We start from the raw sequence: 22,099 nt of genomic DNA on the forward strand, positions 1-22,099 counted from the left end.
AGCTCAGGAGAAGTACCGATGGCTTTGGCAATTTTCGATCTCGATGAAACCTTGATCCATGGCGACTGCGCGTCGCTGTGGAGTGAGCACATGGTGCGGCTGGGCTGGGTCGATGGCGAGTCGTTTCTACGCCGTGACCGCGAGCTGATGGAAGCGTACAGCAAGGGTGAGATGGCCATGGAAGACTACATGGCCTTCAGCCTCGAGCCGGTTGCCGGGCGCACACTGGAGGAGTTGGCGCACCTGGTCGAGCCATGGGTGGAAGATGTGATCGAGCCGATCATCTACGGCGACGCCTGCCGCTGCATTGCCGAGCACCGCAAGCAAGGTGATCGGGTGCTGATCATCTCGGCTTCTGGCACCCACCTGGTCGGGCCGATCGCAGCCCGCTTGGGTGTAGACGAGTACTTGGCGATCGAACTGGAAGCGGTCAATGGCGTGTACACCGGCAACACTCATGGCGTGCTGACCTACCGCGAGGGCAAGATCACACGGCTGCTGGAATGGCTGGATCAGGAGCAGGAAAACCTCGAGGGCGCGAGTTTCTATTCTGACTCGCGCAATGACCTGCCGCTGCTGCTCAAGGTCGATCATCCCAAGGCAGTCAACCCGGACCCGGTCCTGCGCGCCCATGCCGAGCAGCAGGGCTGGCCGATCCTCGCCTGGAAGTGAAACTGCCGGGGCCTGAGCCCCGGCATGGCTGACTCAGGCCAGCGTCTGGTCGATCACCAGCACCAGCTTGCCGGAGACCTGATTGGTCGCAAGCTCGGCGTAGGCGGCCTCGGCGAACGCGACCGGATAGGTGTCCACCAGTTGCGCCTTGAGCCGGCCATCGGTGAACAACGGCCAGACCTGCTGGCCGAGCTCCTTGAGCAGTTCGGCCTTGAAGTCATCATCGCGATTGCGCAAGGTCGAGCCGGTCAGCTGCAGGCGCTTGCCGAGAATCTGCGCCAGGTCCAGTTCGACCTTGCGCCCGCCCATCAAGCCGATCATCACCCAGCGCCCGTCGCGGGCCAGCAGCTCGACATTGAGCGGGCCGTAGCTGGCGCCAACCGGGTCAAGGATCACGTCGAACGGGCCCAGTTGCTTGAGGTCATCGAGGTTGGCATTGCGCACCACCCCACCGGCAGCGCCCAGCGCCTCGCAGTAGGCCAGCCGCTCTGGCGAGCCGACGCTGACCCAGACCGGATTACCCAGCGCCTTGCACAGTTGAATCGCCGCCGAGCCGACGCCACTGGCGCCGGCATGTACCAGCAGCTTTTCCCCAGGCTTGAGCCCGCCGAGCTGGAAGATATTCAGCCAGGCCGTGGCATACACCTCGGGGATCGCCGCCGCTTCGTGCAGGCTCAGGCCCTCGGGCACCGGCAGCACGTGGCGAGCATCGACCACCACTTCCTCGGCCATGCCACCGCCCGCCAGCAGCGCACAGACGCGCTCGCCGACGCGCCAGTCGGTGCCGGGGCCGACTTCACTGATGATCCCGGAACATTCCAGCCCCAGGTACGGGCTGGCGCCCGGCGGCGGTGGGTAATTGCCCGCGATCTGGAGCATATCCGCCCGATTCAGGCCTGCCGCGGCTACGCGAATGCGTACCTGGCCGGCATCACAGGTCGGGCGCTCGGCCTCGACCCACTCCACATGTCCGTCAACGCCTTGCAATGCCTTCACAGTGCCTCCATAGTTGAGTCATGACTGAGCCCGGGATCGCCTTGTCCCGGGCTTTTTGCAGTATTTGCCCGGCTCCATGGAACCGGCGAACGGAATAGACGGCCTACTATGCGTGATCAATTGCCTTTACGTCGAATCAGCATGAAGCATTTTCTGCCCAGCACCGCCCTCGCCCTGCTCATTGGCGTTGGCAGCCTGACGCTTGGCGGCAATGCGGCCGCCGCCAACAAGTGGGAAAGCCTGCAGCCAGACCGGGATGAGGTGGTTGCCAGTCTCAATGTGGTCGAGCTGCTCAAGCGCCACCACTACAGCAAGCCGCCACTGGATGACGCCCGTTCGGTGATCATCTACGACAGCTACATCAAGCTGCTCGATCCATCGCGCAGTTACTTCACGGCCTCGGACATCGCCGAGTTCGACAAGTGGAAGACCCAGTTCGACGATTTCCTCAAGAGCGGCAATCTCGATCCGGGCTTCACCATCTACAAGCGTTACTTGAACCGCGTCAAAGCCCGCCTGGACTTTGCCCTGGCCGAACTCAACAAGGGCGTCGACAAGATCGACTTCACCGTTGACGAGTCGCTGCTGGTCGATCGCAAAGACGCGCCATGGCTGAAAAACGACGCCGAGCTGGACGACCTCTGGCGCAAACGGGTCAAGGATGAAGTGCTGCGCCAGAAGATCGCCGGCAAGGACTTCAAGCAGATCCAGGAAACCCTGATCAAGCGCTACAAGAACCAACTTGCGCGGCTTGACCAGACCCGTGCCGAAGACATCTTCCAGGCCTACATCAACACCTTCGCCCAGTCCTACGACCCGCACACCAATTACCTGTCGCCGGACAACGCCGAAAACTTCGACATCAACATGAGCCTGTCGCTCGAAGGCATCGGTGCGGTGCTGCAGAATGACAACGATCAGGTCAAGATCGTCCGTTTGGTACCGGCCGGCCCTGCCGCCAAGACCAAACAGGTCGCCCCGGCCGACAAGATCATCGGTGTGGCCCAGGGCAACAAGGAAATGGTCGACGTGGTCGGCTGGCGTCTGGACGAAGTGGTCAAGCTGATCCGCGGCCCGAAAGGTTCGGTGGTGCGTCTTGAAGTCATCCCGGCCAGCAATGCGCCGAGCGACCAGACCAGCAAAATCGTTTCGATCACCCGCGAAGCAGTCAAGCTTGAAGAGCAGGCGGCGAAAAAGTCGGTGCTCAAGCTCAAGCAGGATGGCCGTGACTACAAGCTGGGGATCATCGAGATCCCGGCCTTCTACCTCGATTTCAAGGCCTACCGTGCCGGCGATCCTGAGTACAAGAGCACCACGCGCGACGTCAAGAAACTGCTCACCGAACTGCAGAACGAGAAAGTCGACGGCGTGGTCATCGACCTGCGCAACAACGGCGGCGGCTCGTTGCAGGAAGCCACCGAGCTGACCAGCCTGTTCATCGACAAAGGCCCGACCGTGCTGGTACGCAACAGCGACGGACGCGTCGATGTGCTTGAAGATGAAAACCGCGGCGCCTTCTACAAAGGCCCGCTGACGCTACTGGTCAACCGTCTCTCGGCCTCGGCTTCGGAGATTTTCGCCGGCGCCATGCAGGACTACCACCGCGCCTTGATCATCGGTGGCCAGACCTTCGGCAAAGGCACCGTGCAGACCATCCAGCCGCTCAACCATGGTGAGCTGAAACTGACCCTGGCCAAGTTCTACCGGGTTTCCGGGCAGAGCACCCAGCATCAGGGCGTGCTGCCGGATATCGACTACCCGTCGATCATCGACACCAAGGAAATCGGCGAGAGCGCCCTGCCCGAGGCCATGCCATGGGACACCATCAAGCCAGCGATCAAGCCTGCCGTGGACCCGTTCAAGCCGTTCCTCACCGAGCTGAAGGCCCGCCACGACGCCCGTAGCGCCAAGGATGCCGAGTTCACCTACATCCGTGACCGCCTGGCCCTGAGCCAGAAGCTGATGAGCGAGAAGAGCGTCAGCCTCAACGAGCAGACCCGTCGCGCCCGCCACGATGAGATCGAGGGCAAGCAACTGGCCCTGGAAAACATCCGCCGCAAGGCCAAGGGTGAAGAGCCGCTCAAGGAACTGAAGAAAGAAGACGAAGACGCGCTACCGGTGGAAGATGAAAACACCAAACCGGAAGACGACGCCTACCTGGCCGAAACCGGGCGTATCCTGCTTGACTACCTGAGCCTGAGCTCGTCGGTAGCCAAGAAGTGATCGCCGGCTGACGCCAGTCGCAAAAAAGGGGGTGGACGCCTAGGTGTCCACCCCTTTTCTTTGTCTGCAGTTTGCTCAGGCAAACGCCCTGCGGCGCTCAGGCTTCTTCTGAATAGGGGTGCTCGAATACCCTGGCCACTTCCGAGGCGTGCCAGGAGGCTGCTTCCATGCCATCGACCGGCCCGGTAAACCTGCCCAGGCGCTCGGCACATTCGAAAAAGCCGGTACGCGGCAGGCGGCTAGCGCCCTGGCTGATCACCAGCGAGCTGCGCAGCGGCTGTTCTGCGCGTGCGTCGATAGCGGCCAGATGCTCCAGCGCCGCGGTCAGCGTCTGCATGGCCGGGGTTGGCAGCTGCAGACGCTCGAGCAGGGCACGGTAGGTCAGCAGGTGGCGCTGGCGGCGGGCCATGTCCAGCTCGCCGAGCAGCCCATCCCAATGCTGGCGACTGATCCTGACGCCGCTCATGACGGCTCGCTCCAGCCAGCAATACCCAGGTGCCAGGCCAGGCTGCGCAGGATCGGCGCACCCGCTTCACGCTCGCCCGCTTCGATCATGGCCAGGTAGGCCGGACTGATGCCGACGCTGCGCGCCAGCGCTTCAGGGGCCAGGCCCTTAGCTTCACGCAGGCGGGCCAGCTCGCTGATTGCCGGCAGGCTGGCAGGCGCCGCAGCAGGCTCTGCTAGCGTCTGCTCTGCTTTGGCAGGGCTGGACGCAGGCGCCTGGCCGGCAGCGACCAGCAGGGCCTGATACTGCTCCCAGGGAATGACGGCGTATTCGGGCTTATCGTCCCGGCTGATGACCTGAATTTCCATTGCAAACCCCTCACGTAGGACTACTGCATGTAGCCCTTAGGCATAACCTTTATGCCAATTATATGACCAAGCGCGAGGGTCTGCGCGGATCAGGCTGAATTCAAGGCGTACCGCGCTCCAGGCGCAGGGCCTCGGGGGTGTCTGGCAGGCGCTCTACCACGCGCAAACGCTCTGGCGTCTGAGCGTCGCGCCAGGCCTTGAAACGGCCCAATTCGTCAGTCACGGTCTTCAATACCCAGCCGAGCACGGCGATGTCATCGAGAAAGCCGACGCCCAGCAGCCAGTCGGGGATCGCATCCAGCGGGCTGACGAAGTACAGCAGGCCGGCCACGATGGTCACCAGCGCCTTCGGGCTGATGGCGCGGTACTCGCCGCGCCACCAGGCCAGGCACAGGCTCTGCATCAAGCGCAGGTCTTCACGCAGTTGGCCAAGCTTGGGACCTTTGCGCGCGACCGCAAACAACAGCGCCGGCAACCGGCCACGGCTGAGCAGGCGCTCGGCGAGGGGCAGAAATCGGCTGAAATTCCAGGGTGCACTCATGGGGCCTCCGGGCGATGAGGTTATCCACATTTATTGTGGATAACCTTGTGAACAGGGCACAGTTTCCGCCGCCCCGTGCCGACAGGGCAAGGGTCGCGCTTAGATCGGGCGTTTTTTACCCAATCGTGACAGCTGCGCAAACGTTTTGCGTCATTGGGCAGACATGTACCGGCCACCCAATCTCGGACAAGCAATGCCGGCCGAGGTTCGTCTAGGTGCCCGCAAAAACGACAACGCCCCGTCGAGACGGGGCGTTGTAGACACGCTAAGGCTTACTGAGCCGGAGCTTCGGCTGGCGGCTCGGCGCCTTCGAGCTTGCTCGGATCTTTGATCGCCAGCAGTTCCAGGTCGAACACCAGTACCGAGTTGGCCGGGATCAGCGGGCTCGGGCTCTGTGCGCCGTAAGCCAGCTCAGCCGGGATGTACAGCTTGTACTTCTCACCGACGTGCATCAATTGCAGGCCTTCGACCCAACCTGGGATCACACCGCTGACCGGCAGATCGATCGGGCTGCCGCGCTCGACCGAGCTGTCGAACACCTTGCCATCGATCAGCTTGCCTTCGTAGTGAACGGTCACAACGTCAGAGGCTTTTGGCTGTGGGCCATCGGCTTTCTTCACGACTTCGTACTGCAGGCCGGAAGCGGTGGTCACGACGCCCTGCTTCTTGGCGTTTTCTTCGAGGAACTTCTTGCCAGCCGATGCGGCTTCTTCGCTGGCTTTGGTCAGGCGCTCCTCGGCACGCTTTTGCAGCGCGGTGAAGGCCTCGACCAGTTCGTCATCCTTGATGCGCTGCTCTTTCTTGCTGACAGCGTCATCGATACCCATGGCGACTGCTTTCGAATCAAGGTCTTCCATGCCTTCCTGAGCCAGGCTCTTGCCCATGTTCAGGCCGATACCGTAGGAGGCTTTCTGTGCCGGGGTTTTCAGCTCGACGTCGCTGGTCTGAGCGTCGCAGCCCGCCAGAACCAAACTTACCAGGGCAACCGCAGCCGCCAAACGATGTTGTTTCATGCTAGTTCCTTGTTCATGCGCCATAAGGGCAATCAGGGTAAAGCCGCGAGCTTAGCAGGCGGTCGTTACCAATGGCTACCGGCATAGGAGCCGCTTGCGGGCAGTAAGTTCAGTAGGTGAAAGGTTGTTCATGGCAACGCTGCAGCCACTGGCCAGTATTGAGCCCAGATGCTACCTGCGGCGGGTATTGTGGCTATTTATGTCTGCCCTGCGAAACATGACAGATCCGTCAGGGATAAAGCCCTTCGCGGTACTCCCCGGCCAACTCGCGCAGCACCTCGCACACCCACTGCGCCGGAAGGCTCTGCGGCAGCGCGGCATTGCGGCAGATGCCCACCGAGCCACCCGGTTCGTAGATGCCAAGGTCCAGCTCGACCAGCTCGCCGCGGCCCAGGTCGATCAGCACCGCGTCACGCGGGGCGACCCAGACTGCATCGCTGCCCAGCAGGTAGCGCCGGCTCAGCGCCAGCGACAAGGTCTCCAGACGTTGCGCCGGCATGTGGATGCCGCACTGCACAAACAGGCTGTCGGCGTGTTGGCGGATGGTGGTGCCAAGCGGAGGCAACACCAGCGGATAGTCGCCAACCCGGCTGCGTTCGAGCGGCTGTAGCGCCAGCAGCGGATGGCCCGGACGCACCACCAGACTCATCGATTCGCTGTACAGGTGCTCGAATGACAAGCCCTGAATCTGCGGGCTGTCGGTCATGCGCCCGACTACCAACTCCAGCTCACCCAGGCGCAATTGGCCGAGCAACTGCGCACTGACCCCGGTGCTCACGCTGATCAGCAACGCCTGATGGCGCTGATGCAGGCGGCACAGCGCCTCCGGCATGAGCAGGCCTTCGACGGTCGAGAGCACGCCAATGCGCACCTGCGACGGCGCCCGCGCCTCGCCGCGCACACTGCTCACGCCATCGCGCAGGGCCTGCACGCTGGGGCCAGCGTAGCGCATGAAGCGCGTGCCAGCGGTGGTCAGCTCGACGCCCAACCGAGTGCGCTCGAACAGCCGCGTCTCGAGCAACTGCTCAAGCTCCTTGAGGGTCTTGGAAATCGCTGGCTGGCTGATCGCCAGAACGTCGGCCGCACGCGCCAGGCTGCCCTGGCGGGCGATTTCCAGAAAGCACAGCAAGTGGCGGTACTTGATTCGAGTGTCGAGATTCATGCGTAAGAGCAGCTCTGCCCGCGATCAGCGTCGGTCAGCCATCTTAGCGCATCGCCACCTCGACAGCCTCCCCTGCCAGGCGCACCGGCCAGGTCCGCAGCGCCTGCTGCGGGTCTTCCAGGCAGCGCCCGCTGCGCAGGCTGAAGTGCTGCTTGTACAACGGCGCCGCCACCGTCAGCTCGCCACCGATGCTACCGATCAGGCCGCGGCCGATGATATTGGCGCCCGAGCGCGGGTCGCGATTGGCCACGGCATAAAGCGGCTGAGCCTGGCCAGGCAGGTAGAACAGCGCCACCTGCTCGCCGTCCAGCCACACCACTACACCGGAATCGGCGACCAGATCGCCGCGCTGGCAAACCGTTTGCCAGCTGGGTTGTTGCGCTACTGCGACATTGCATGAGTTCATCAGACAGCCTCCTCGACAGTTGGGATCAGGTGCAGCGCGGCCACCGGCCGGCGTTGTTCGCGTTCACGCACAAAGTGCACGTCCGGGTCGGCGCGCTGGTCGTTGACGAAGGTGCGGAACCGTTTGAGTTTTTCTGGATCGTTGAGGGCGTTGGCCCACTCGCATTCATACTGATCGACCACGTGCTGCATCTGCGCTTCGAGCTCGGCGCCAAGCAGCAGGCTGTCGTCAAGGATCACCGCCTTGAGGTAATCCAGGCCACCTTCCAGGCCCTCGCGCCAGACCGAGGTGCGCTGCAGCTTGTCGGCAGTGCGGATGTAGAACATCAGCACGCGGTCGATCATGCGGATCAGGCTGTCGTCATCGAGGTCGGTGGCAAACAGCTCGGCGTGCCGCGGGCGCATGCCGCCGTTGCCGCAGACGTAGAGGTTCCAGCCCTTGTCGGTGGCGATCACGCCGATGTCCTTGCTCTGCGCCTCGGCGCACTCGCGGGTGCAGCCGGACACGGCAAACTTGAGTTTGTGCGGCGAGCGCAGGCCCTTGTAGCGGTCTTCCAGGCGCAGGGCCATGGCCACGCTGTCCTGCACGCCGTAGCGGCACCAGGTGCTGCCGACGCAGGATTTGACCGTACGCGTCGACTTGCCATAAGCGTGACCGGTCTCGAAGCCTGCAGCGATCAGCTCGCCCCATATCAGCGGCAGTTCGTGCAACTGCGCGCCGAACAGGTCGATGCGCTGACCGCCGGTGATCTTGGTATAGAGGTCGTATTTTTTCGCCACCTGGCCGATCACGATCAGCTTGTCCGGTGTTATCTCGCCACCGGGAATGCGCGGCACCACCGAGTAGGTGCCGTTTTTCTGCATGTTGGCCATGAAGGTGTCGTTGGTGTCCTGCAGCGGCACCAGCGCGGCGTCCATGATCGGCTGGTTCCAGCACGAGGCCAGGATCGAACCCACCGCCGGTTTGCAGATGTCACAGCCGACATGGCCTTTACCGTGACGCTCGAGCAGCTCAGTGAAAGTGCGGATGCCCTCGACCCGGACCAGCCCATAAAGCTCCTGGCGGGTATAGCCGAAGTGCTCGCACAGGCTCTTGTCGACGGTGACCCCACGGGCAGTCAACTCGTGCTCGAAGACCTGCTTGAGCAGCGCCGCGCAACCGCCGCAACCGCTGGCCGCCTTGGTGCAACTCTTGACCGCGGCGAGGTCGCTGCAGCCGCTGTCGATCGCCGCACAGACCGCGCCCTTGCTGACGTTGTGGCAGGAGCAGATGGTCGCCGTATCGGGCAAGGCATCGGCACCCAGCGCCGGCGCGCCGCCGCCCTGCGGCAGGATCAGCGTGGCCGGATCAGCTGGCAGGGCAATGCCGTTCTGGCAGTACTGCAGCAGGGTGTCGTAGTAGCTGTTGTCACCGACCAGCACCGCGCCGAGCACGTGCTTGCCGCTGGCATCGACCACCAGCCGGCGATAGGCCGCGTTGGCCTCGTCGATGAAGCGGTAACTGCGCGCGCCGGGAGTCGCGCCGTGGGCGTCGCCGATCGAGCCGACATCGACTCCAAGCAGCTTGAGTTTGGTTGACATGTCGGCGCCGGTGAACGGGGTGGACGTTTCACCAAGCAACAGCGCAGCAAGGTTGCGCGCCATGCTGTAACCGGGCGCGACCAGGCCGAACACGCTGCCATTCCACGAGGCGCACTCGCCGATGGCGAAGATCTGCGGGTCGCTGCTGCGGCAATCGTGGTCGATCGCCACCCCGCCACGCGCACCAATCTCCAGGCCGCAGGCGCGGCCGAGGGCGTCTTGTGCGCGGATACCGGCAGAGAACACGACCAGGTCGGTTTCAAGATACTCGCCACCGTCGAAATTCATTCGATAGCGGTACTCACTGCCGGTGCTGATCGACTGGGTGGCGCGTGACACATGCACCCCCACGCCCAGCGCCTCGATCTGCGCCTTCAATGCCGCGCCGCCTTCGCTGTCGAGCTGCACCGGCATCAAGCGCGGCGCGAACTCCACCACGTGGGCTTCCAGGCCCAGCGACTTCAAGGCGTTGGCCGCCTCGAGGCCCAGCAAGCCGCCACCGACCACCACACCCCGGCGGCTGCCGCTGGCGGCGGCGCGAATGGCGTCAAGGTCATCCAGAGTGCGGTAGACCAGCCGCGACGTGCCGCTGGAGCCTTCGAGTGGCGGCACGAACGGATAAGAGCCGGTGGCCAGGACCAACTGGTCGTAGCCATAACGGCCCTCTGCGGTGACCACTTCACAGCGCTCGCGATCGATTTCGAGCACGCCCTCGCCGAGGTGCAGGTGCACGCCGTGGCGATCGTAGAAATCCGCCTCGCACATGGCCAGCGCTTCGCTGTCGCTGCCGGCGAAGTACTCTGAGAGATGTACGCGATCGTAGGCGCGCTGACGCTCCTCGCCGAATACGCGCACCTCGAAGCGCGCCAATGCGCCGCGCTCGACCAGTTGCTCGACGCAGTGATGGCCGACCATGCCGTTGCCGACGATGACCAGTCGCTGAAGTTGTCCGCCGTTCGCTGTTGCCTGCATAGCCGATCCTCGATCACGGGTTGGCGGGGTTGGCCGCCGCAAAGACAAAAAAAAACGCCTGGAGCCGAAGCTCCAGGCGCCTTTGCCTGTTCTCATCTGGGTGAGGCCCCTGATTGATCGCCGTTGATCAGTGGGGCGTGTTGTTGCTGGGTCAAAGCAGGGACTGTGCCAGTTCTGGGGTATTGAGGTGAACCATGGGTCCGCTTTGCGGCCCTTTCCGACCGGTCCGGCGCCCCGGCAAGGCCGCTACAGGGATCGGCGCGGGTGCAGACGGTAGTGGCGAGAAAGTCGATGCGCCGCCTATGGTGGATTTTCGACTCGTCTTGGTGCACGTGTCCCCATCCTGGGGCACGGCGCTGCGCTGGCAAGGCTGGGTGCCATGGGGATATGCTGCAGCCTGATTCAAGCGAGGTCTTTGAAGCGCCAATGTCCCAAGTCATCCTCAAGACAGTCGAACAACTCGACCTGATGCGCCGCGCCGGCCAGTTGCTGGCGCAAGTGTTTGCCGAACTCGACGGTTTCATCCGCCCCGGCGTGACCACGATGCAGATCAACGACCACGCCGAGGCGTTCATCGTCCAGACCCTGCGCGCCCGGCCGGCCAGCAAGGGCCAATACGGTTTCCCCTATTCGCTGAACACTTCGGTCGATCACGTCGTCTGTCACGGCATGCCCAAGGCTGACGAAGTGCTCGCTGAAGGCTCGATCGTCAACGTCGACATCACCCTGGAACAAGGCGGTTATATCGCCGACTCGTCGAAGATGTACCGCATCGGCGCGATCAGCGCTGAAGCCGAGCGGTTGGTAGAAACCACTTATGACGCGCTCTGGCGCGGCATCGAGCAAGTTCGCCCGGGGGCCACTCTGGGCGACATCGGCCACGCCATTCACAGCACCGCTGAAGCGGCTGGCTACAGCGTAGTACGTGAATACTGTGGCCATGGCATCGGCCAGCAGATGCACGAAAAACCGGAAATCCTCCACTTCGGCCAACGCGGCATGGGCATGAAGCTCAAGCCTGGCATGGTCTTCACCATCGAGCCGATGATCAACCAGGGCGCGCGCGGCACCCGCGAGCTGAAAGATGGCTGGACGGTGATCACCCGCGACGGCGCGCTGTCGGCGCAGTGGGAACACACCGTTGCGGTCACTGCTGACGGTTATGAAGTGCTGACCCTGCGCGAGGAAGAACGTCTGGCCGGAAAAACGGTCAGCTGAAGCGCCATCCCGAGCAGGCCATTTGCCGCCGTGCTGGCCGCTATTTACAATCGCCACCCGCAAGGCCGGCCGTCATCCCTGTTCTGCGCCGGCCCAGGAGTCCGTGTCATGGAAGAAACCGCGCAGCATTGGCTGCATGCCTTGTCCGCACCGATGGCTGCCCTCAACGGTGCCAGCTACACCGCGCCGGACTATCACGAGGGCGACGACCAGAGCGACCTCGAACGCTGGTGGGGCATCAGCAACCGTGCGCAGTTGCTGGACATGCTCGGCATGGCTGACAACGGCCACGCCACCGAGCTGTCCGAAGCCTACTGGCAGTTCCAGCGCTGCTTGCCCATCCAATGGCAAGCGCTGCTCGAGCGCCTGCCCGAGCGGGACCGGATCAAGTACCAGTACGCCGCCCGCACCTACCCGGACTGCGGCCCCGGCGGCACCCGCGCCTGGGACCTGGGGCGGATGAGCTTTCTGCTGCGCGCCGGGCTGAAAAAGTCCTATATCACTGCCGAAGAAAGCCTCTACCTGCATTACCGCCTGGCCTTGCGTGCCCGTCATTACTACAACAGCTGGGACGGCTACCTGGCCGGCTACCTGTTCGGCAAGGCGCTGTGGAACGTCTCTGACAGCAGCGACCAGGCACTCGCCGCCGAACTCGAACGCCAGGGCAATGAGCACTGGAACCGCTGCATCCTGCTCAACCTGCGCCTGGGTGCCAGCGAGCTGCTGGCCAGCCTCAGCTGGGATCTGCCATTACCTGAACCGGAACGCCCGGCATCGCTGGAAGAGGACTGCTGGTCATGAGTTGCTGGATACGCCTTGGCCTGGAACCGACCCAGGACCTCAATCTGATCCGCCAGGCCTACCGCGGTCTGCTGCCGGCACATCATCCGGAAACTGACCCGCAAGGTTTCCAGGCGCTGCGCGAGGCCTACGAACAAGCGCTGCGCCTGGCCCGTGAAAGCGAGGCCGACGCCGCGCCAGTGGTCGAAGCCGAAGCCAGAGCTGACGAGATGTCAGGCGCATTGCGCGGTTTTCACCGGTTGCTGGAAGACCCCACCCTGCGTTTCGATCCCGCCGCTTGGCAGGGCTACATCGCCGAGCTCGACGAACTGCCGTTGGACGAACTGGAACAACTGAGCTGGCAGCTGCTGCATGAACTGCGCAGCTGCGGGCCGATTTCGCACCGCTGTGCCGGCCTGCTGGCACAGCGCCTGGGTTGGGCTGAACAGTTGCTGCGCCTGCAAGACCCGCAGGAGGTCGAAGCATTCCTCCAGCGCCTGAGCGAACCCGATCCATTCGATACCAGCCTGATGCGCGACTGGCCACCCGCTGCGCAATTGGAGACGCTGTGGTACTTCCGCAGCCTGGAATACTGCTTCAATCAGCGCCCGCTGTTCGAGTACGAGCAGTTCGTGCAGGCTCACACCTGCCTCGCCTTCCCCAACGACGAGGCTCTGCTGCAACGCCTGCTGGTGCAGTTCTGCCAGGCCGGGATCGGCAGCCAGACCCTGCACGCGCAGGTGCAGCAGCAACTGCAACAGGCGCCCGACGATGTCGACCTGCTGTACCTGCTGGCGCGCCAGGCCGAGGCGCTTGGCGCTGAACAGCAGGCACTGGAATGCTGGCTGCGGCTGTGGCGCGAACATCGCCACCCGCAGGCCGAGCGCTGGCTGCTCAACCTATGCGCACGGCACCAGCCGCAGCGCTTGCCGCTGCTGATCCAGGCGTTCGACCTGCAGACCCCGTGCGACAGCTGGCCGGCCGACCTCGCCGACCCGGCGCAGGCCTGGGGTAGCCCGTCGCAGAGCCCGCAGACCTTGTCGCGCTGGCTCGAAGCGGCGCGGCTTGAACTGGGCGACATTGCCGCGACATTCATCGATTGGCGCCTAGACGGTGACGACGAATTGCCGTTGCTGGCCTGGTTGCTGCAGGAGCAGCCGGACGCAGACTTGCAGCGCTTGTACTGGCTGGCCTGGGCCCTGCAACGCGGTGAAGCCGAGCTGCTGCGTCTGGTAGTCGCTGAGCCAGCGCGGGAAGACACTCTCGATAATCTGATCCTCGAAGGCTTGCAGGCGCAAGCGGCGCAGCAGCTGCACTGGCTCGAACAGTCGCCGGTGGTGCAGGCATTGGTAGATCTCTGCGCAGCCAATGATCCACGCGCACAGTTGCCTGAAGCGCTCAGTGAAGACGCCATCCGCCCGGTCTGCCGCGAGTGGCTGCGGCGTATGCGGGTGTATCCCGAGCACGCCCTGCATGAACTCAACAGCCAGTTCGACATGCGCCGCATGTTCACCCGGCCGTTCGCCCTGCAGACGCAGGAAGCCCTGGCCGCCCATGGCGCGCCACTACCAGCGCCGGCGGCAGGCGAATCACTGTGGGCCTGGCACCGTCAGCAGCTGTTCATGCTGGCGCTGTTCGACCAGCCAAGCCGCTGGCTGGCGTTGATCGACCCGCAACTGCCCGGGCAACTGCACTACCCTGCCGAGCACCCGTTTGCCTCGCTGCACAGCGCGCTGCTGCAGGCCATCGCCGGGCCGCATGGCAGCAGCGATGTGCTGGCCGCGCTGGACTACAACGAGCCGCTGCAAGGCCTGCTCGCCAGCCGCGTGCTGAGCCTGCGCACGGCCCTCGACAGCAGCCGCCTGCCCACCGCTGCGCAGTTGCTGACCTGCCTGGAAAACGAACCGGCGGTGCTCGACGATTACCCACTGGGCAAAATGCTGTTCTGCGCCGTGCTCTATCACGATCGCAGCCTCGACGAAGCCCAGCGCACCCGCCTGCGCGATCGCCTCGAGGCGCTGTACATCGAGGACTACTGGTACGAGCCGTTACGCCGCAGCCTGGTGGCCGGCAAGTGCACACATCCAAGCGGGCAGCTACTGCGTAAACAAGGGATGGCCAGCGCCCCGTTCAACGACGCTCTGGATGCCCTCGACAGCCTGCTCAATGACTGCGCACCGCCGAAAACGCGGTTGTTGCGTAGATTGCAGAAAGCCAAGGACAACGTCGACCTCGACCCCGGCCTGCGCTGCGCGATCATGGCGTTGCTGGGCTGGACCGAGCGCATGCTGCGCAACAACAGCAAGCAGGTGGCGGAGCCAATGTGGGCGGTGTGGAAGCTCAACAGCCGCCTCGACCGCAAGGGCTTCGGCCTGCATCTGTTAGCGGTGATCGCCTGCGGCAGCCTGATGACCTTGCTGCCGGCGATGGCAGCGCCGATGGTGCTACTGATGGTCAGCGCCATGCTGCGGCGCCTGCGCGATCTTGGCCAGGGCGTGCCGGTGCTGATCCTGCTTGTGGTGCTCAGCCGGGTGCTGCCGGTGGTGCCGCTGATACTGGTGAGCCTACCGGGCGACAAACTGCCCAACCGCTATGGGCCAGTGCCGGGCAAGGCGGCCGATCTGGAGGGTGGTTTGCAGGCGGCCTTGCGCCGGATGAACGGCTAGCCATCACCCTGAGCAAGGCAACGGGCCGCAGTGCGGCCCGAGCCAAGGTCAGTAACGCAGCTCGTCCAGCGCCTGGCTCAATTGCTGGCGCTGGCGGCTGATCTCGCCGGCCTGCTGCCCGGCCAACACTCCGTTGAACGTATCCAGCCAGCTGCCGATCAGCTCGCGCTCATCGCCCAGGCTCTGCATCCAGGCCCGCTCCAGCCGCGCCAGTAAGGTGCGGTTGGGCAAGGCATCGCGTGGGTGAATCTTCAGCCGCGACAAGCGCTCATGGCTGGCCTGGCGCGCGTCCTGATCCAGCCCGGTCGGGCTGCGGTCAATGCTGTGGCTGTGTTTGAGGCCGGTTTCGATGAATGTCACATCGACTTCAAGCAAGCCGTTGATGTCGTAGCTGAAACGCACGTCCAGTGACTGGATCTGCCCGGTCGACTGCAGCGGGACCTCGAAACTGTCGACCAGAATATTGTCGCGCACCCAGGGACGCTCGCCTTGGTATACCGCGATACGCACGGTTTTTTGCTCCGGGTGGGTGCTGTAGAAGCGCTCGACCCGTGAGGTGGGGATCACCGTATTACGTTCGATGATCGGCGAAAACGCGCCGGCGCTCTGCTCGCCACGCTGCGAGGCAATGCCCAGGGTATACGGGCACACGTCGGTCAGGATCAATTCGTCGATGGCCGCATCGCGTGCCTTGCAAGCCGCCTGGCTGGCGGCGCCAAGGGCGACGATGGTGTCTGGGTCCAGGTGCCGGTACGGCAGCCGGCCAAACAGCTTGGCCACCAACTGCTGCACCTGCGGCATGCGCGTGGCGCCGCCGACCAGCACCAGGCTGTCGAGCTCCTTGGGGCTCAAGCGCGCATCGCGCAGGGCCTGTTCGATCGGTGCGCGCACCCGAGCCAGCAACGGCGCCCAGATGCCCTGCAGCTTGAGCTCGTCGAGCTGCCACTCACGCGCCTGGCCGTCGCCTTGCCAGGTCAAGGTCGATTGACCCTCACCCAGCGCATGTTTGAACTGGTCGATGGCGTCGTGCAGGCTGGCCAGCGCCTGTGGCTCGAGCTGTTCGAGTTTGAGCCCCCAGTCGCGCAGGCACGCCAGCAACAATGCATCGGTAAAGTCTTCACCGCCCAGATAGTTGTCACCGGTGGAGGCATGCACTTCGATCAGCGGCAGCGCGTATTCCAGCACGGTCACATCGAAGGTGCCGCCGCCCAGGTCGAACACCAGTGTGCGCTCGAACTTTTGTTCGTGCAGGCCGTAGGCCATGGCTGCTGCGGTTGGTTCGTTGATCAGCCGCTGCACCTTGAGCCCGGCCAACTCTGCGGCAAACACCGTGCGCTTGCGCTGCTCGTCACTGAAATAGGCTGGAACCGAGATAACCGCTTCGCTGACCGGGCAGCCCAGATACGCTTCGGCATCCTGCTTCAAGGCTCCCAGCACCAGCGCCGACAGTTCTTCAGGGGTGAAGCGATGCTCGCCCAGCTCGAAGCGCTTGTCGCTGCCCATGAACCGTTTGAAGGCAGCTGCGCTGCGCAGCGGATGGGTGGTCAGGCGGGCTTTGGCGGCTTTGCCGACCAGAATACTGCCATCGTCATCGAGGCTGACCACCGATGGCGTCAATACGTCGCCGAGGGCATTGGCGATCAGTTGGGCTTGGCCATCCTGCCATATGGCGATCAGGCTGTTGGTGGTGCCCAGGTCGATACCGAGCAAGGGCGCCGCAGCGGCGGGCGTTGGAGAGGTACTGGCATCCTGCATGGTCGGTCTCTTGCGTGCAATGAAGAGCCGGAGCACAGCCTGCTGGCCGCGACCGGCGGACAAGGCATTCTGACGCAATGCCAGAAACAAAAAAAGCGACCCTAAGGTCGCTTTCTCTGTTGCTTCAAGGTGTTCAGTGGGCCTTGAAGCTCAATATGGCGCAGCGGACGGGACTCGAACCCGCGACCCCCGGCGTGACAGGCCGGTATTCTAACCGACTGAACTACCGCTGCGCTATACATCGAGTGGTGGGTGATGACGGGATCGAACCGCCGACCCTCTGCTTGTAAGGCAGATGCTCTCCCGGCTGAGCTAATCACCCTTCGTCTCGGTGTGGCGCGCATTCTACGGAGGACGTACCACCCTGGCAAGCACTTTTTTCAAATAATTTTGCAGGCCTTTCAAGGACCTAGCGCTATCAGGCTTTTATTGACCATTAACCGCCTGATGGCCCTCTGACAGGGTTGGCCGCATGGCCCCAGTCGGAGAATAATGCCCGCCTTATGCATTAAGGAGAGATCTACCCCCATGTGGTTCAAGAACCTGCTGACCTACCGCCTGACCCAGGAAGTCCCATTCGAGCCTGAGGCACTGGAAACTGCCCTGGCCAGCAAGCCGGCCCGTCCGTGCGCCAGCCAGGAGCTGACCACCTATGGTTTCGTCGCGCCGTTCGGCAAGGGTGAAGACGCCCCGCTGGTGCACGTCAGCGGCGAGTACCTGCTGATTGCCGCGCGCAAGGAAGAGCGCATCCTGCCCAGCAGCGTGGTCAACGACGCGGTCAAAGAAAAGATCGAAGAGATCGAGACCGAGCAGATGCGCAAGGTCTATAAGAAAGAACGCGACCAGATCAAGGACGAGATCATCCAGGCGTTCCTGCCACGCGCCTTCATTCGTCGCTCGATGATCTTTGCCGCCATCGCCCCGCGTCAGGGCCTGATCCTGGTCAACTCGGCCAGCGCCAAGCGCGCCGAAGACCTGCTGTCGACCCTGCGTGAAGTGATGGGCTCGCTGCCGGTACGCCCGGTCACCGTGAAGGCCGCGCCTAGCGCGACCATGACCGAGTGGGTCACTTCGCAGGCGGCTGAGGACTTCCATGTCCTGGACGAGTGCGAGCTGCGTGACACCCACGAAGACGGCGGCATCGTCCGCTGCAAGCGCCAGGACCTGAAAAGCGACGAGATCCAGCTGCACCTGGGCAATGGCAAGGTCGTCACCCAGCTGGCCTTGGCCTGGCAGGACAAGCTGTCGTTCGTACTCGACGACAAGACCGTGATCAAGCGCCTGAAGTTCGAAGAACTGCTGCAAGAGCAGGCCGAGCAGGACGGCGGTGAAGAAGCGCAGCAGCAGTTCGATGCGAGCTTCCTGCTGATGATGATGACCTTCAAGGAGTTCCTGCCGGCGCTGTTTGAAGCGCTGGGTGGTGAAGACATTCCGCAGGGCGTCTGATTGCGGCGTGGGGTTGCCCGCGCAGCCCCACCTGCATCGATTGGCTACTTAATAGAAGAACAAGGATTGTCCCATGCGTGCCCTCGCCGCCCTCAGCCGTTTCGTCGGCAACACCTTCGCCCTCTGGGTATTACTGTTTGCCTGCCTGGCGTTCCTGCAGCCGCAATGGTTCATCGGCCTGAAGGTAGCCATCGTGCCGCTGCTCGGGCTGGTGATGTTCGGCATGGGCCTGACCCTCAAGCTCGACGACTTCGCCGCCCTCGCCCGCCAGCCCTGGCGGGTTGCGCTTGGGGTTGTCGCGCACTTTGTGATCATGCCGGGCATGGCCTGGCTGCTGTGTCAGCTGTTCCAGCTTCCGGCAGAGATTGCCGTCGGTGTGATTCTGGTAGGTTGCTGCCCGAGTGGCACGGCCTCGAACGTGATGGTCTGGCTGTCCAAGGGTGACCTGGCGCTGGCGGTGGCGATCGCGGCGGTGACTACCCTGCTGGCGCCGTTGCTGACACCTGCGCTGATCTGGTTCCTGGCTTCGGCCTGGCTACCGGTCTCGTTCATGGACATGTTCTGGTCGATTCTGCAGCTGGTGATGCTGCCGATCATTCTCGGCGTGCTCGCCCAGCGCTTGCTGGGCGCACGGGTGCAGGCTGCGGTGCAGGTGCTGCCGCTGGTATCGGTGGTGAGCATCGTGATGATCGTCTGCGCGGTAGTTGCGGCCAGCCAGGCGAAGATCGCCGAATCGGGGTTGCTGATCATGGCAGTGGTGATACTGCATAACAGCTTTGGCTATTTGCTTGGCTACCTCACCGGCAAGCTGTGCAAGTTGCCGCTGGCTCAGCGCAAGTCGCTGGCGCTGGAAGTTGGCATGCAGAACTCGGGGCTGGGCGCGGCGTTGGCGGCGGCGCATTTTTCGCCGTTGGCGGCGGTGCCGAGCGCGTTGTTCAGTGTGTGGCACAACATTTCTGGTGCGTTGCTTTCGACCTGGTTCCGGCGCATGCGGGAGCCGGGGCATACCCGGGTTGAAACCAGGCCCGAGGCTCATTGACTTGCCTTGGTAAACGCACTTGTGCAATATAGTGCACACGTGAGGACGACCTCACCACGCACTGCGTGACCAGCCTGGGGACGGCCCCATCCTTAATAAGATGGAGACTCACAGATGTCCTGGATCATTCTGTTTTTCGCCGGCCTGTTCGAAGTGGGCTGGGCGGTGGGTTTGAAATATACCGACGGGTTTACCCGGCCGTTGCCTACTGTGCTTACGGTGGGGGCGATGGTGATCAGCCTTGGCTTGCTGGGGTTGGCCATGAAGGAGTTGCCGCTGGGGACTGCTTACGCCATCTGGACCGGGGTGGGGGCGGTCGGTACGGTGATTGCCGGGATTATCCTGTTTGGGGAGTCGATGGCTTTGATTCGGCTGCTTAGTGTGGCTTTGATCATTACTGGGTTGGTGGGGTTGAAGGTTAGTGCTAGCTGATGGAGTGACTGGCGGTTTTGCGCACTATCCATTTGATTTGGCGGCTGTTCGGGCCCCTTTCGCCCTTACGGCGAGTCCCTTTTGGTCGTACTGCGTCCGCGGCAAAACGAACCAAAAGCCGTCGCTCCCACATACGGCCCCTGCGCCGCGGGGTTCCCTCTCTCCAGTATTGCTCCCGGGAGGACCGCGCTGAACGGGCCCTCCTGGCCCGCAGCGCTTGCCGGGGTCGCTTCGCGACACAAGGCCGCTCCTACAGGCAACGCGTAATTGCATCATGCGCGGTCAAAATGTAGGAGCGGCCTTGTGTCGCGAAAGGGCCGCAGAGCGGCCCCAGCTCTCGATCTGCGCCAGCGCAGCGCAGGGGCCGGATGTGGAGCCAAACGTTTTTTGTGGTTACTTTTCTGGCGCGTTTGCCAAACAAGTCACTCGCCGTAAGGGCAAAAGGAGCCCTAACAGCCACCACAAAAAACGGATAAGCCCCCAGTCCAGAAAACCCTCAACGCCGCCCCCCACGCAACCCCAAAACCCGCTCCCGCAATACCTCAGGCCCCGCCAAATCCCCAACAACAGCCTCCCCAGCCACAATGGTCACCCGCGACCACAGCCGCTTGAACAGGCCCTTGGCCGGATCGCGGCTGAAGAAACTTCCCCACAACCCTTGCAAGGCCAGCGGAATCACCGGTACCGGGGTTTCCTGCAGAATCCGCGTGACCCCACTCTTGAACTCATCGATCTCACCATCGGCCGTCAGTTTGCCCTCAGGGAAGATACACACCACCTCACCCGCCGTCAGGGCCGCAGCGATGCGCGCGAAGGCCCGCTCATAGGTGGCTTCATCCTCACTTCGCCCAGCAATCGGGATCGCCCCAGCGGTGCGGAAGATGAAGTTGAGCACCGGCAAGTTATAGATCTTGTAGTACATGACAAACCGAATCGGCCGGCGAATCGCCCCAGCGATCAACAGCGCATCGACGAACGACACATGGTTGCACACCAGCAGCGCCGCCCCCTCATCAGGAATACGCTGCAGGTCCCGATGCTCGACCCGATACATCGAGTGACTCAGCAGCCAGATCAAGAAGCGCATGGTGAATTCAGGCACGATGCTGAAGATATAAGCGTTAACGGCAATATTAAGCAGCGACACCACCAGAAACAGCTGTGGAATGGTCAGCTCGACCACGCTCAACAGCACAATGGTGACCAACGCCGACACCACCATGAACAACGCATTGAGAATGTTGTTGGCAGCAATCACCCGCGCCCGCTCACCCTCGGCAGTCCGCGCCTGGATCAGCGCATACAGCGGCACGATATAGAACCCGCCAAACACCCCAAGGCCAACGATCGACAGCATGATCCACCAGGCCTGGTGCATGCCCAACAACGCCAGCCAGTCGTGCGCCACGTCGGTGCTCGGCACATCGCCCGAATGCCACCACCAGAGCAGGCCGAACAAGGTCAGGCCGAACGAGCCGAACGGCACCAGGCCGATTTCCACCTTGCGCCCACTGAGCCGCTCGCACAGTAGCGAACCCACCGCGATGCCTACCGAGAACAACGTCAGTACCAGCGTCACCACCGTCTCGTCGCCGTGCAGCCAGTCCTTGGCGTAGGCCGGGATCTGGGTCAGGTAGATAGCGCCGACAAACCAGAACCACGAGTTGCCGACAATCGAGCGCGACACCGCCGGCGTCTGCCCAAGCCCCAAGCGTAGGGTCGCCCAGGACTGCTTGAAGATGTTCCAGTCGAGCTTCATCTGCGGCGCCACCGCAGCAGCGCGCGGGATCCAGCGGCTGGCCAGATAGCCGAGCACGGCGGTGCCGACGATGCCGCCGGCGACCACCGTTGCATAGCTGCTGGACGACATCATCACGCCAGCGCCAATGGTGCCCGCCAGAATAGCCAGGAACGTGCCCATCTCGACCAGGCCATTACCACCGACCAACTCGTCCTCGCGCAGCGCCTGCGGCAGGATCGAATACTTGACCGGCCCAAACAGCGCCGAGTGGGTGCCCATGGCGAACAGCGCCAGCAGCATCAGCACCAGGTGATTGCTGACAAAACCCACCGCGCCGATCGCCATGATGACGATCTCGGCCAGCTTGATCGCCCGTATCAGCGCATCCTTGGCGAACTTCTCGCCAAACTGCCCGGCCAGTGCCGAGAACAGGAAGAACGGCAGAATGAACAGCAGCGCGCACAGGTTGACCCAGATCGAGCGGTCGCCCTCAAGGCTGAGCTTGTACAGGATCGCCAGGATCAACGACTGCTTGAACAGGTTGTCATTGAACGCGCCCAGTGACTGGGTGATGAAAAACGGCAAGAAGCGCCGCTTGCCGAGCAAGGTAAATTGCGAGGGGTGACTCATCAATCGATTCCCTG

The 22,099-nt window shown here is 63.1% G+C and carries 18 protein-coding genes and 2 tRNA genes; 8 read left to right on the top strand and 12 right to left on the bottom strand.

Annotated features, from left to right (window positions below; all coding sequences use genetic code 11):
- The first annotated feature begins 18 nt into the window (after window positions 1-18).
- Window positions 19-672: an HAD family hydrolase gene (locus AC58X1_RS09175; RefSeq protein ID WP_150572544.1), complete on the top strand. Its 654-nt coding sequence runs from the start codon at window positions 19-21 to the stop codon at window positions 670-672.
- A 33-nt stretch (window positions 673-705) separates the two neighbouring features.
- On the opposite strand, the gene AC58X1_RS09180 is transcribed toward AC58X1_RS09175, so the two are convergent.
- The gene (locus AC58X1_RS09180; RefSeq protein ID WP_150572543.1) at window positions 706-1,668 is read right to left on the bottom strand and encodes an NAD(P)H-quinone oxidoreductase; all 963 of its coding nucleotides are present in this window, start codon (window positions 1,666-1,668) and stop codon (window positions 706-708) included.
- A 141-nt stretch (window positions 1,669-1,809) separates the two neighbouring features.
- Between AC58X1_RS09180 and AC58X1_RS09185 the strand changes: the two genes are divergently transcribed.
- On the top strand, window positions 1,810-3,891 hold the full coding sequence (locus tag AC58X1_RS09185; protein ID WP_178080788.1) for a carboxy terminal-processing peptidase: 2,082 nt from the start codon (window positions 1,810-1,812) through the stop codon (window positions 3,889-3,891).
- A 97-nt stretch (window positions 3,892-3,988) separates the two neighbouring features.
- Here AC58X1_RS09185 and AC58X1_RS09190 read toward each other — a convergent pair whose 3' ends face one another.
- The 7 genes from AC58X1_RS09190 to nirB all read right to left on the bottom strand — a co-directional run bounded on the left by AC58X1_RS09190 (window position 3,989) and on the right by nirB (window position 10,378).
- Window positions 3,989-4,357, bottom strand: a complete 369-nt coding sequence (locus AC58X1_RS09190; protein ID WP_150572542.1) for a hypothetical protein — start codon at window positions 4,355-4,357, stop codon at window positions 3,989-3,991.
- Window positions 4,354-4,704 carry a helix-turn-helix domain-containing protein gene (locus tag AC58X1_RS09195; RefSeq protein WP_103438248.1) on the bottom strand — a complete coding sequence of 117 codons (351 nt, stop codon included), beginning with the start codon at window positions 4,702-4,704 and terminating at the stop codon, window positions 4,354-4,356. Before AC58X1_RS09195 ends, AC58X1_RS09190 begins: the two co-directional genes overlap by 4 nt.
- A 100-nt stretch (window positions 4,705-4,804) precedes the next feature.
- Window positions 4,805-5,245 (bottom strand): YkvA family protein, encoded by a 441-nt coding sequence (locus AC58X1_RS09200; RefSeq protein WP_150572540.1) that lies wholly within the window; start codon window positions 5,243-5,245, stop codon window positions 4,805-4,807.
- Window positions 5,246-5,517: 272 nt separating this feature from the next.
- Window positions 5,518-6,258: a BamJ family beta-barrel-assembly machinery protein gene (bamJ, locus tag AC58X1_RS09205; protein WP_101321704.1), complete on the bottom strand. Its 741-nt coding sequence runs from the start codon at window positions 6,256-6,258 to the stop codon at window positions 5,518-5,520.
- Window positions 6,259-6,487: 229 nt separating this feature from the next.
- Entirely contained in the window at window positions 6,488-7,420 is a 933-nt protein-coding gene (pcaQ, locus tag AC58X1_RS09210; protein ID WP_101321705.1) for a pca operon transcription factor PcaQ, read from the bottom strand.
- Window positions 7,421-7,463: 43 nt separating this feature from the next.
- Window positions 7,464-7,826 (bottom strand): nitrite reductase small subunit NirD, encoded by a 363-nt coding sequence (gene nirD / locus AC58X1_RS09215; protein WP_188035388.1) that lies wholly within the window; start codon window positions 7,824-7,826, stop codon window positions 7,464-7,466.
- The gene (nirB, locus tag AC58X1_RS09220) at window positions 7,826-10,378 is read right to left on the bottom strand and encodes a nitrite reductase large subunit NirB (protein WP_497428723.1); all 2,553 of its coding nucleotides are present in this window, start codon (window positions 10,376-10,378) and stop codon (window positions 7,826-7,828) included. Before nirB ends, nirD begins: the two co-directional genes overlap by 1 nt.
- Before the next feature lie 426 nt (window positions 10,379-10,804).
- Here nirB and map point away from each other — a divergent pair, with 426 nt between their 5' ends.
- The 3 genes from map (at window position 10,805) to AC58X1_RS09235 (ending at window position 15,042) form a co-directional block, all read left to right on the top strand.
- A complete protein-coding gene (map, locus tag AC58X1_RS09225) occupies window positions 10,805-11,596 on the top strand; it encodes a type I methionyl aminopeptidase (RefSeq protein ID WP_497428724.1) in 792 nt (263 codons plus the stop codon).
- A 108-nt stretch (window positions 11,597-11,704) separates the two neighbouring features.
- A complete protein-coding gene (locus tag AC58X1_RS09230; RefSeq protein WP_497428725.1) occupies window positions 11,705-12,397 on the top strand; it encodes a DUF1266 domain-containing protein in 693 nt (230 codons plus the stop codon).
- Window positions 12,394-15,042, top strand: coding sequence for a molecular chaperone DnaJ (locus AC58X1_RS09235; protein ID WP_497428726.1), 2,649 nt, complete (start codon window positions 12,394-12,396; stop codon window positions 15,040-15,042). Before AC58X1_RS09230 ends, AC58X1_RS09235 begins: the two co-directional genes overlap by 4 nt.
- Before the next feature lie 48 nt (window positions 15,043-15,090).
- On the opposite strand, the gene AC58X1_RS09240 is transcribed toward AC58X1_RS09235, so the two are convergent.
- From AC58X1_RS09240 to AC58X1_RS09250, 3 genes are all read right to left on the bottom strand, one after another.
- Window positions 15,091-16,797, bottom strand: a complete 1,707-nt coding sequence (locus AC58X1_RS09240) for an Hsp70 family protein (protein WP_497428727.1) — start codon at window positions 16,795-16,797, stop codon at window positions 15,091-15,093.
- Window positions 16,798-16,953: 156 nt separating this feature from the next.
- Window positions 16,954-17,030: transfer RNA gene (locus AC58X1_RS09245), tRNA-Asp, on the bottom strand.
- Window positions 17,031-17,043: 13 nt separating this feature from the next.
- Window positions 17,044-17,119 (bottom strand) — tRNA-Val (locus AC58X1_RS09250).
- Window positions 17,120-17,325: 206 nt separating this feature from the next.
- Between AC58X1_RS09250 and rdgC the strand changes: the two genes are divergently transcribed.
- From rdgC to sugE, 3 genes are all read left to right on the top strand, one after another.
- Entirely contained in the window at window positions 17,326-18,243 is a 918-nt protein-coding gene (gene rdgC / locus AC58X1_RS09255) for a recombination-associated protein RdgC (RefSeq protein WP_101321711.1), read from the top strand.
- Between the two features lie 73 nt (window positions 18,244-18,316).
- The gene (locus AC58X1_RS09260) at window positions 18,317-19,282 is read left to right on the top strand and encodes a bile acid:sodium symporter family protein (protein WP_259078921.1); all 966 of its coding nucleotides are present in this window, start codon (window positions 18,317-18,319) and stop codon (window positions 19,280-19,282) included.
- Between the two features lie 114 nt (window positions 19,283-19,396).
- Window positions 19,397-19,714: a quaternary ammonium compound efflux SMR transporter SugE gene (gene sugE, locus AC58X1_RS09265; RefSeq protein ID WP_101321713.1), complete on the top strand. Its 318-nt coding sequence runs from the start codon at window positions 19,397-19,399 to the stop codon at window positions 19,712-19,714.
- A 496-nt stretch (window positions 19,715-20,210) separates the two neighbouring features.
- Here sugE and AC58X1_RS09270 read toward each other — a convergent pair whose 3' ends face one another.
- Complete coding sequence (locus tag AC58X1_RS09270) at window positions 20,211-22,085, bottom strand: MFS transporter (protein WP_101321714.1); 1,875 nt, start codon at window positions 22,083-22,085, stop codon at window positions 20,211-20,213.
- Window positions 22,086-22,099 lie beyond the last annotated feature (14 nt).

Source organism: Pseudomonas sp. PGPR N4 (genome assembly GCF_059693665.1).

Excerpts from the sequence above, each read along its gene's own strand:
- AC58X1_RS09195 (WP_103438248.1), bottom strand. The coding sequence starts at position 4,704 with ATGGAAATTCAGGTCATCAGCCGGGACGATAAGCCCGAATACGCCGTC.
- AC58X1_RS09260 (WP_259078921.1), top strand. The coding sequence starts at position 18,317 with ATGCGTGCCCTCGCCGCCCTCAGCCGTTTCGTCGGCAACACCTTCGCC.
- AC58X1_RS09230 (WP_497428725.1), top strand. The coding sequence starts at position 11,705 with ATGGAAGAAACCGCGCAGCATTGGCTGCATGCCTTGTCCGCACCGATG.
- AC58X1_RS09270 (WP_101321714.1), bottom strand. The coding sequence starts at position 22,085 with ATGAGTCACCCCTCGCAATTTACCTTGCTCGGCAAGCGGCGCTTCTTG.
- nirD (WP_188035388.1), bottom strand. The coding sequence starts at position 7,826 with ATGAACTCATGCAATGTCGCAGTAGCGCAACAACCCAGCTGGCAAACG.
- AC58X1_RS09240 (WP_497428727.1), bottom strand. The coding sequence starts at position 16,797 with ATGCAGGATGCCAGTACCTCTCCAACGCCCGCCGCTGCGGCGCCCTTG.
- AC58X1_RS09200 (WP_150572540.1), bottom strand. The coding sequence starts at position 5,245 with ATGAGTGCACCCTGGAATTTCAGCCGATTTCTGCCCCTCGCCGAGCGC.
- map (WP_497428724.1), top strand. The coding sequence starts at position 10,805 with ATGTCCCAAGTCATCCTCAAGACAGTCGAACAACTCGACCTGATGCGC.
- sugE (WP_101321713.1), top strand. The coding sequence starts at position 19,397 with ATGTCCTGGATCATTCTGTTTTTCGCCGGCCTGTTCGAAGTGGGCTGG.
- pcaQ (WP_101321705.1), bottom strand. The coding sequence starts at position 7,420 with ATGAATCTCGACACTCGAATCAAGTACCGCCACTTGCTGTGCTTTCTG.
- rdgC (WP_101321711.1), top strand. The coding sequence starts at position 17,326 with ATGTGGTTCAAGAACCTGCTGACCTACCGCCTGACCCAGGAAGTCCCA.
- AC58X1_RS09185 (WP_178080788.1), top strand. The coding sequence starts at position 1,810 with ATGAAGCATTTTCTGCCCAGCACCGCCCTCGCCCTGCTCATTGGCGTT.
- bamJ (WP_101321704.1), bottom strand. The coding sequence starts at position 6,258 with ATGAAACAACATCGTTTGGCGGCTGCGGTTGCCCTGGTAAGTTTGGTT.
- AC58X1_RS09190 (WP_150572542.1), bottom strand. The coding sequence starts at position 4,357 with ATGAGCGGCGTCAGGATCAGTCGCCAGCATTGGGATGGGCTGCTCGGC.
- nirB (WP_497428723.1), bottom strand. The coding sequence starts at position 10,378 with ATGCAGGCAACAGCGAACGGCGGACAACTTCAGCGACTGGTCATCGTC.
- AC58X1_RS09235 (WP_497428726.1), top strand. The coding sequence starts at position 12,394 with ATGAGTTGCTGGATACGCCTTGGCCTGGAACCGACCCAGGACCTCAAT.
- AC58X1_RS09175 (WP_150572544.1), top strand. The coding sequence starts at position 19 with ATGGCTTTGGCAATTTTCGATCTCGATGAAACCTTGATCCATGGCGAC.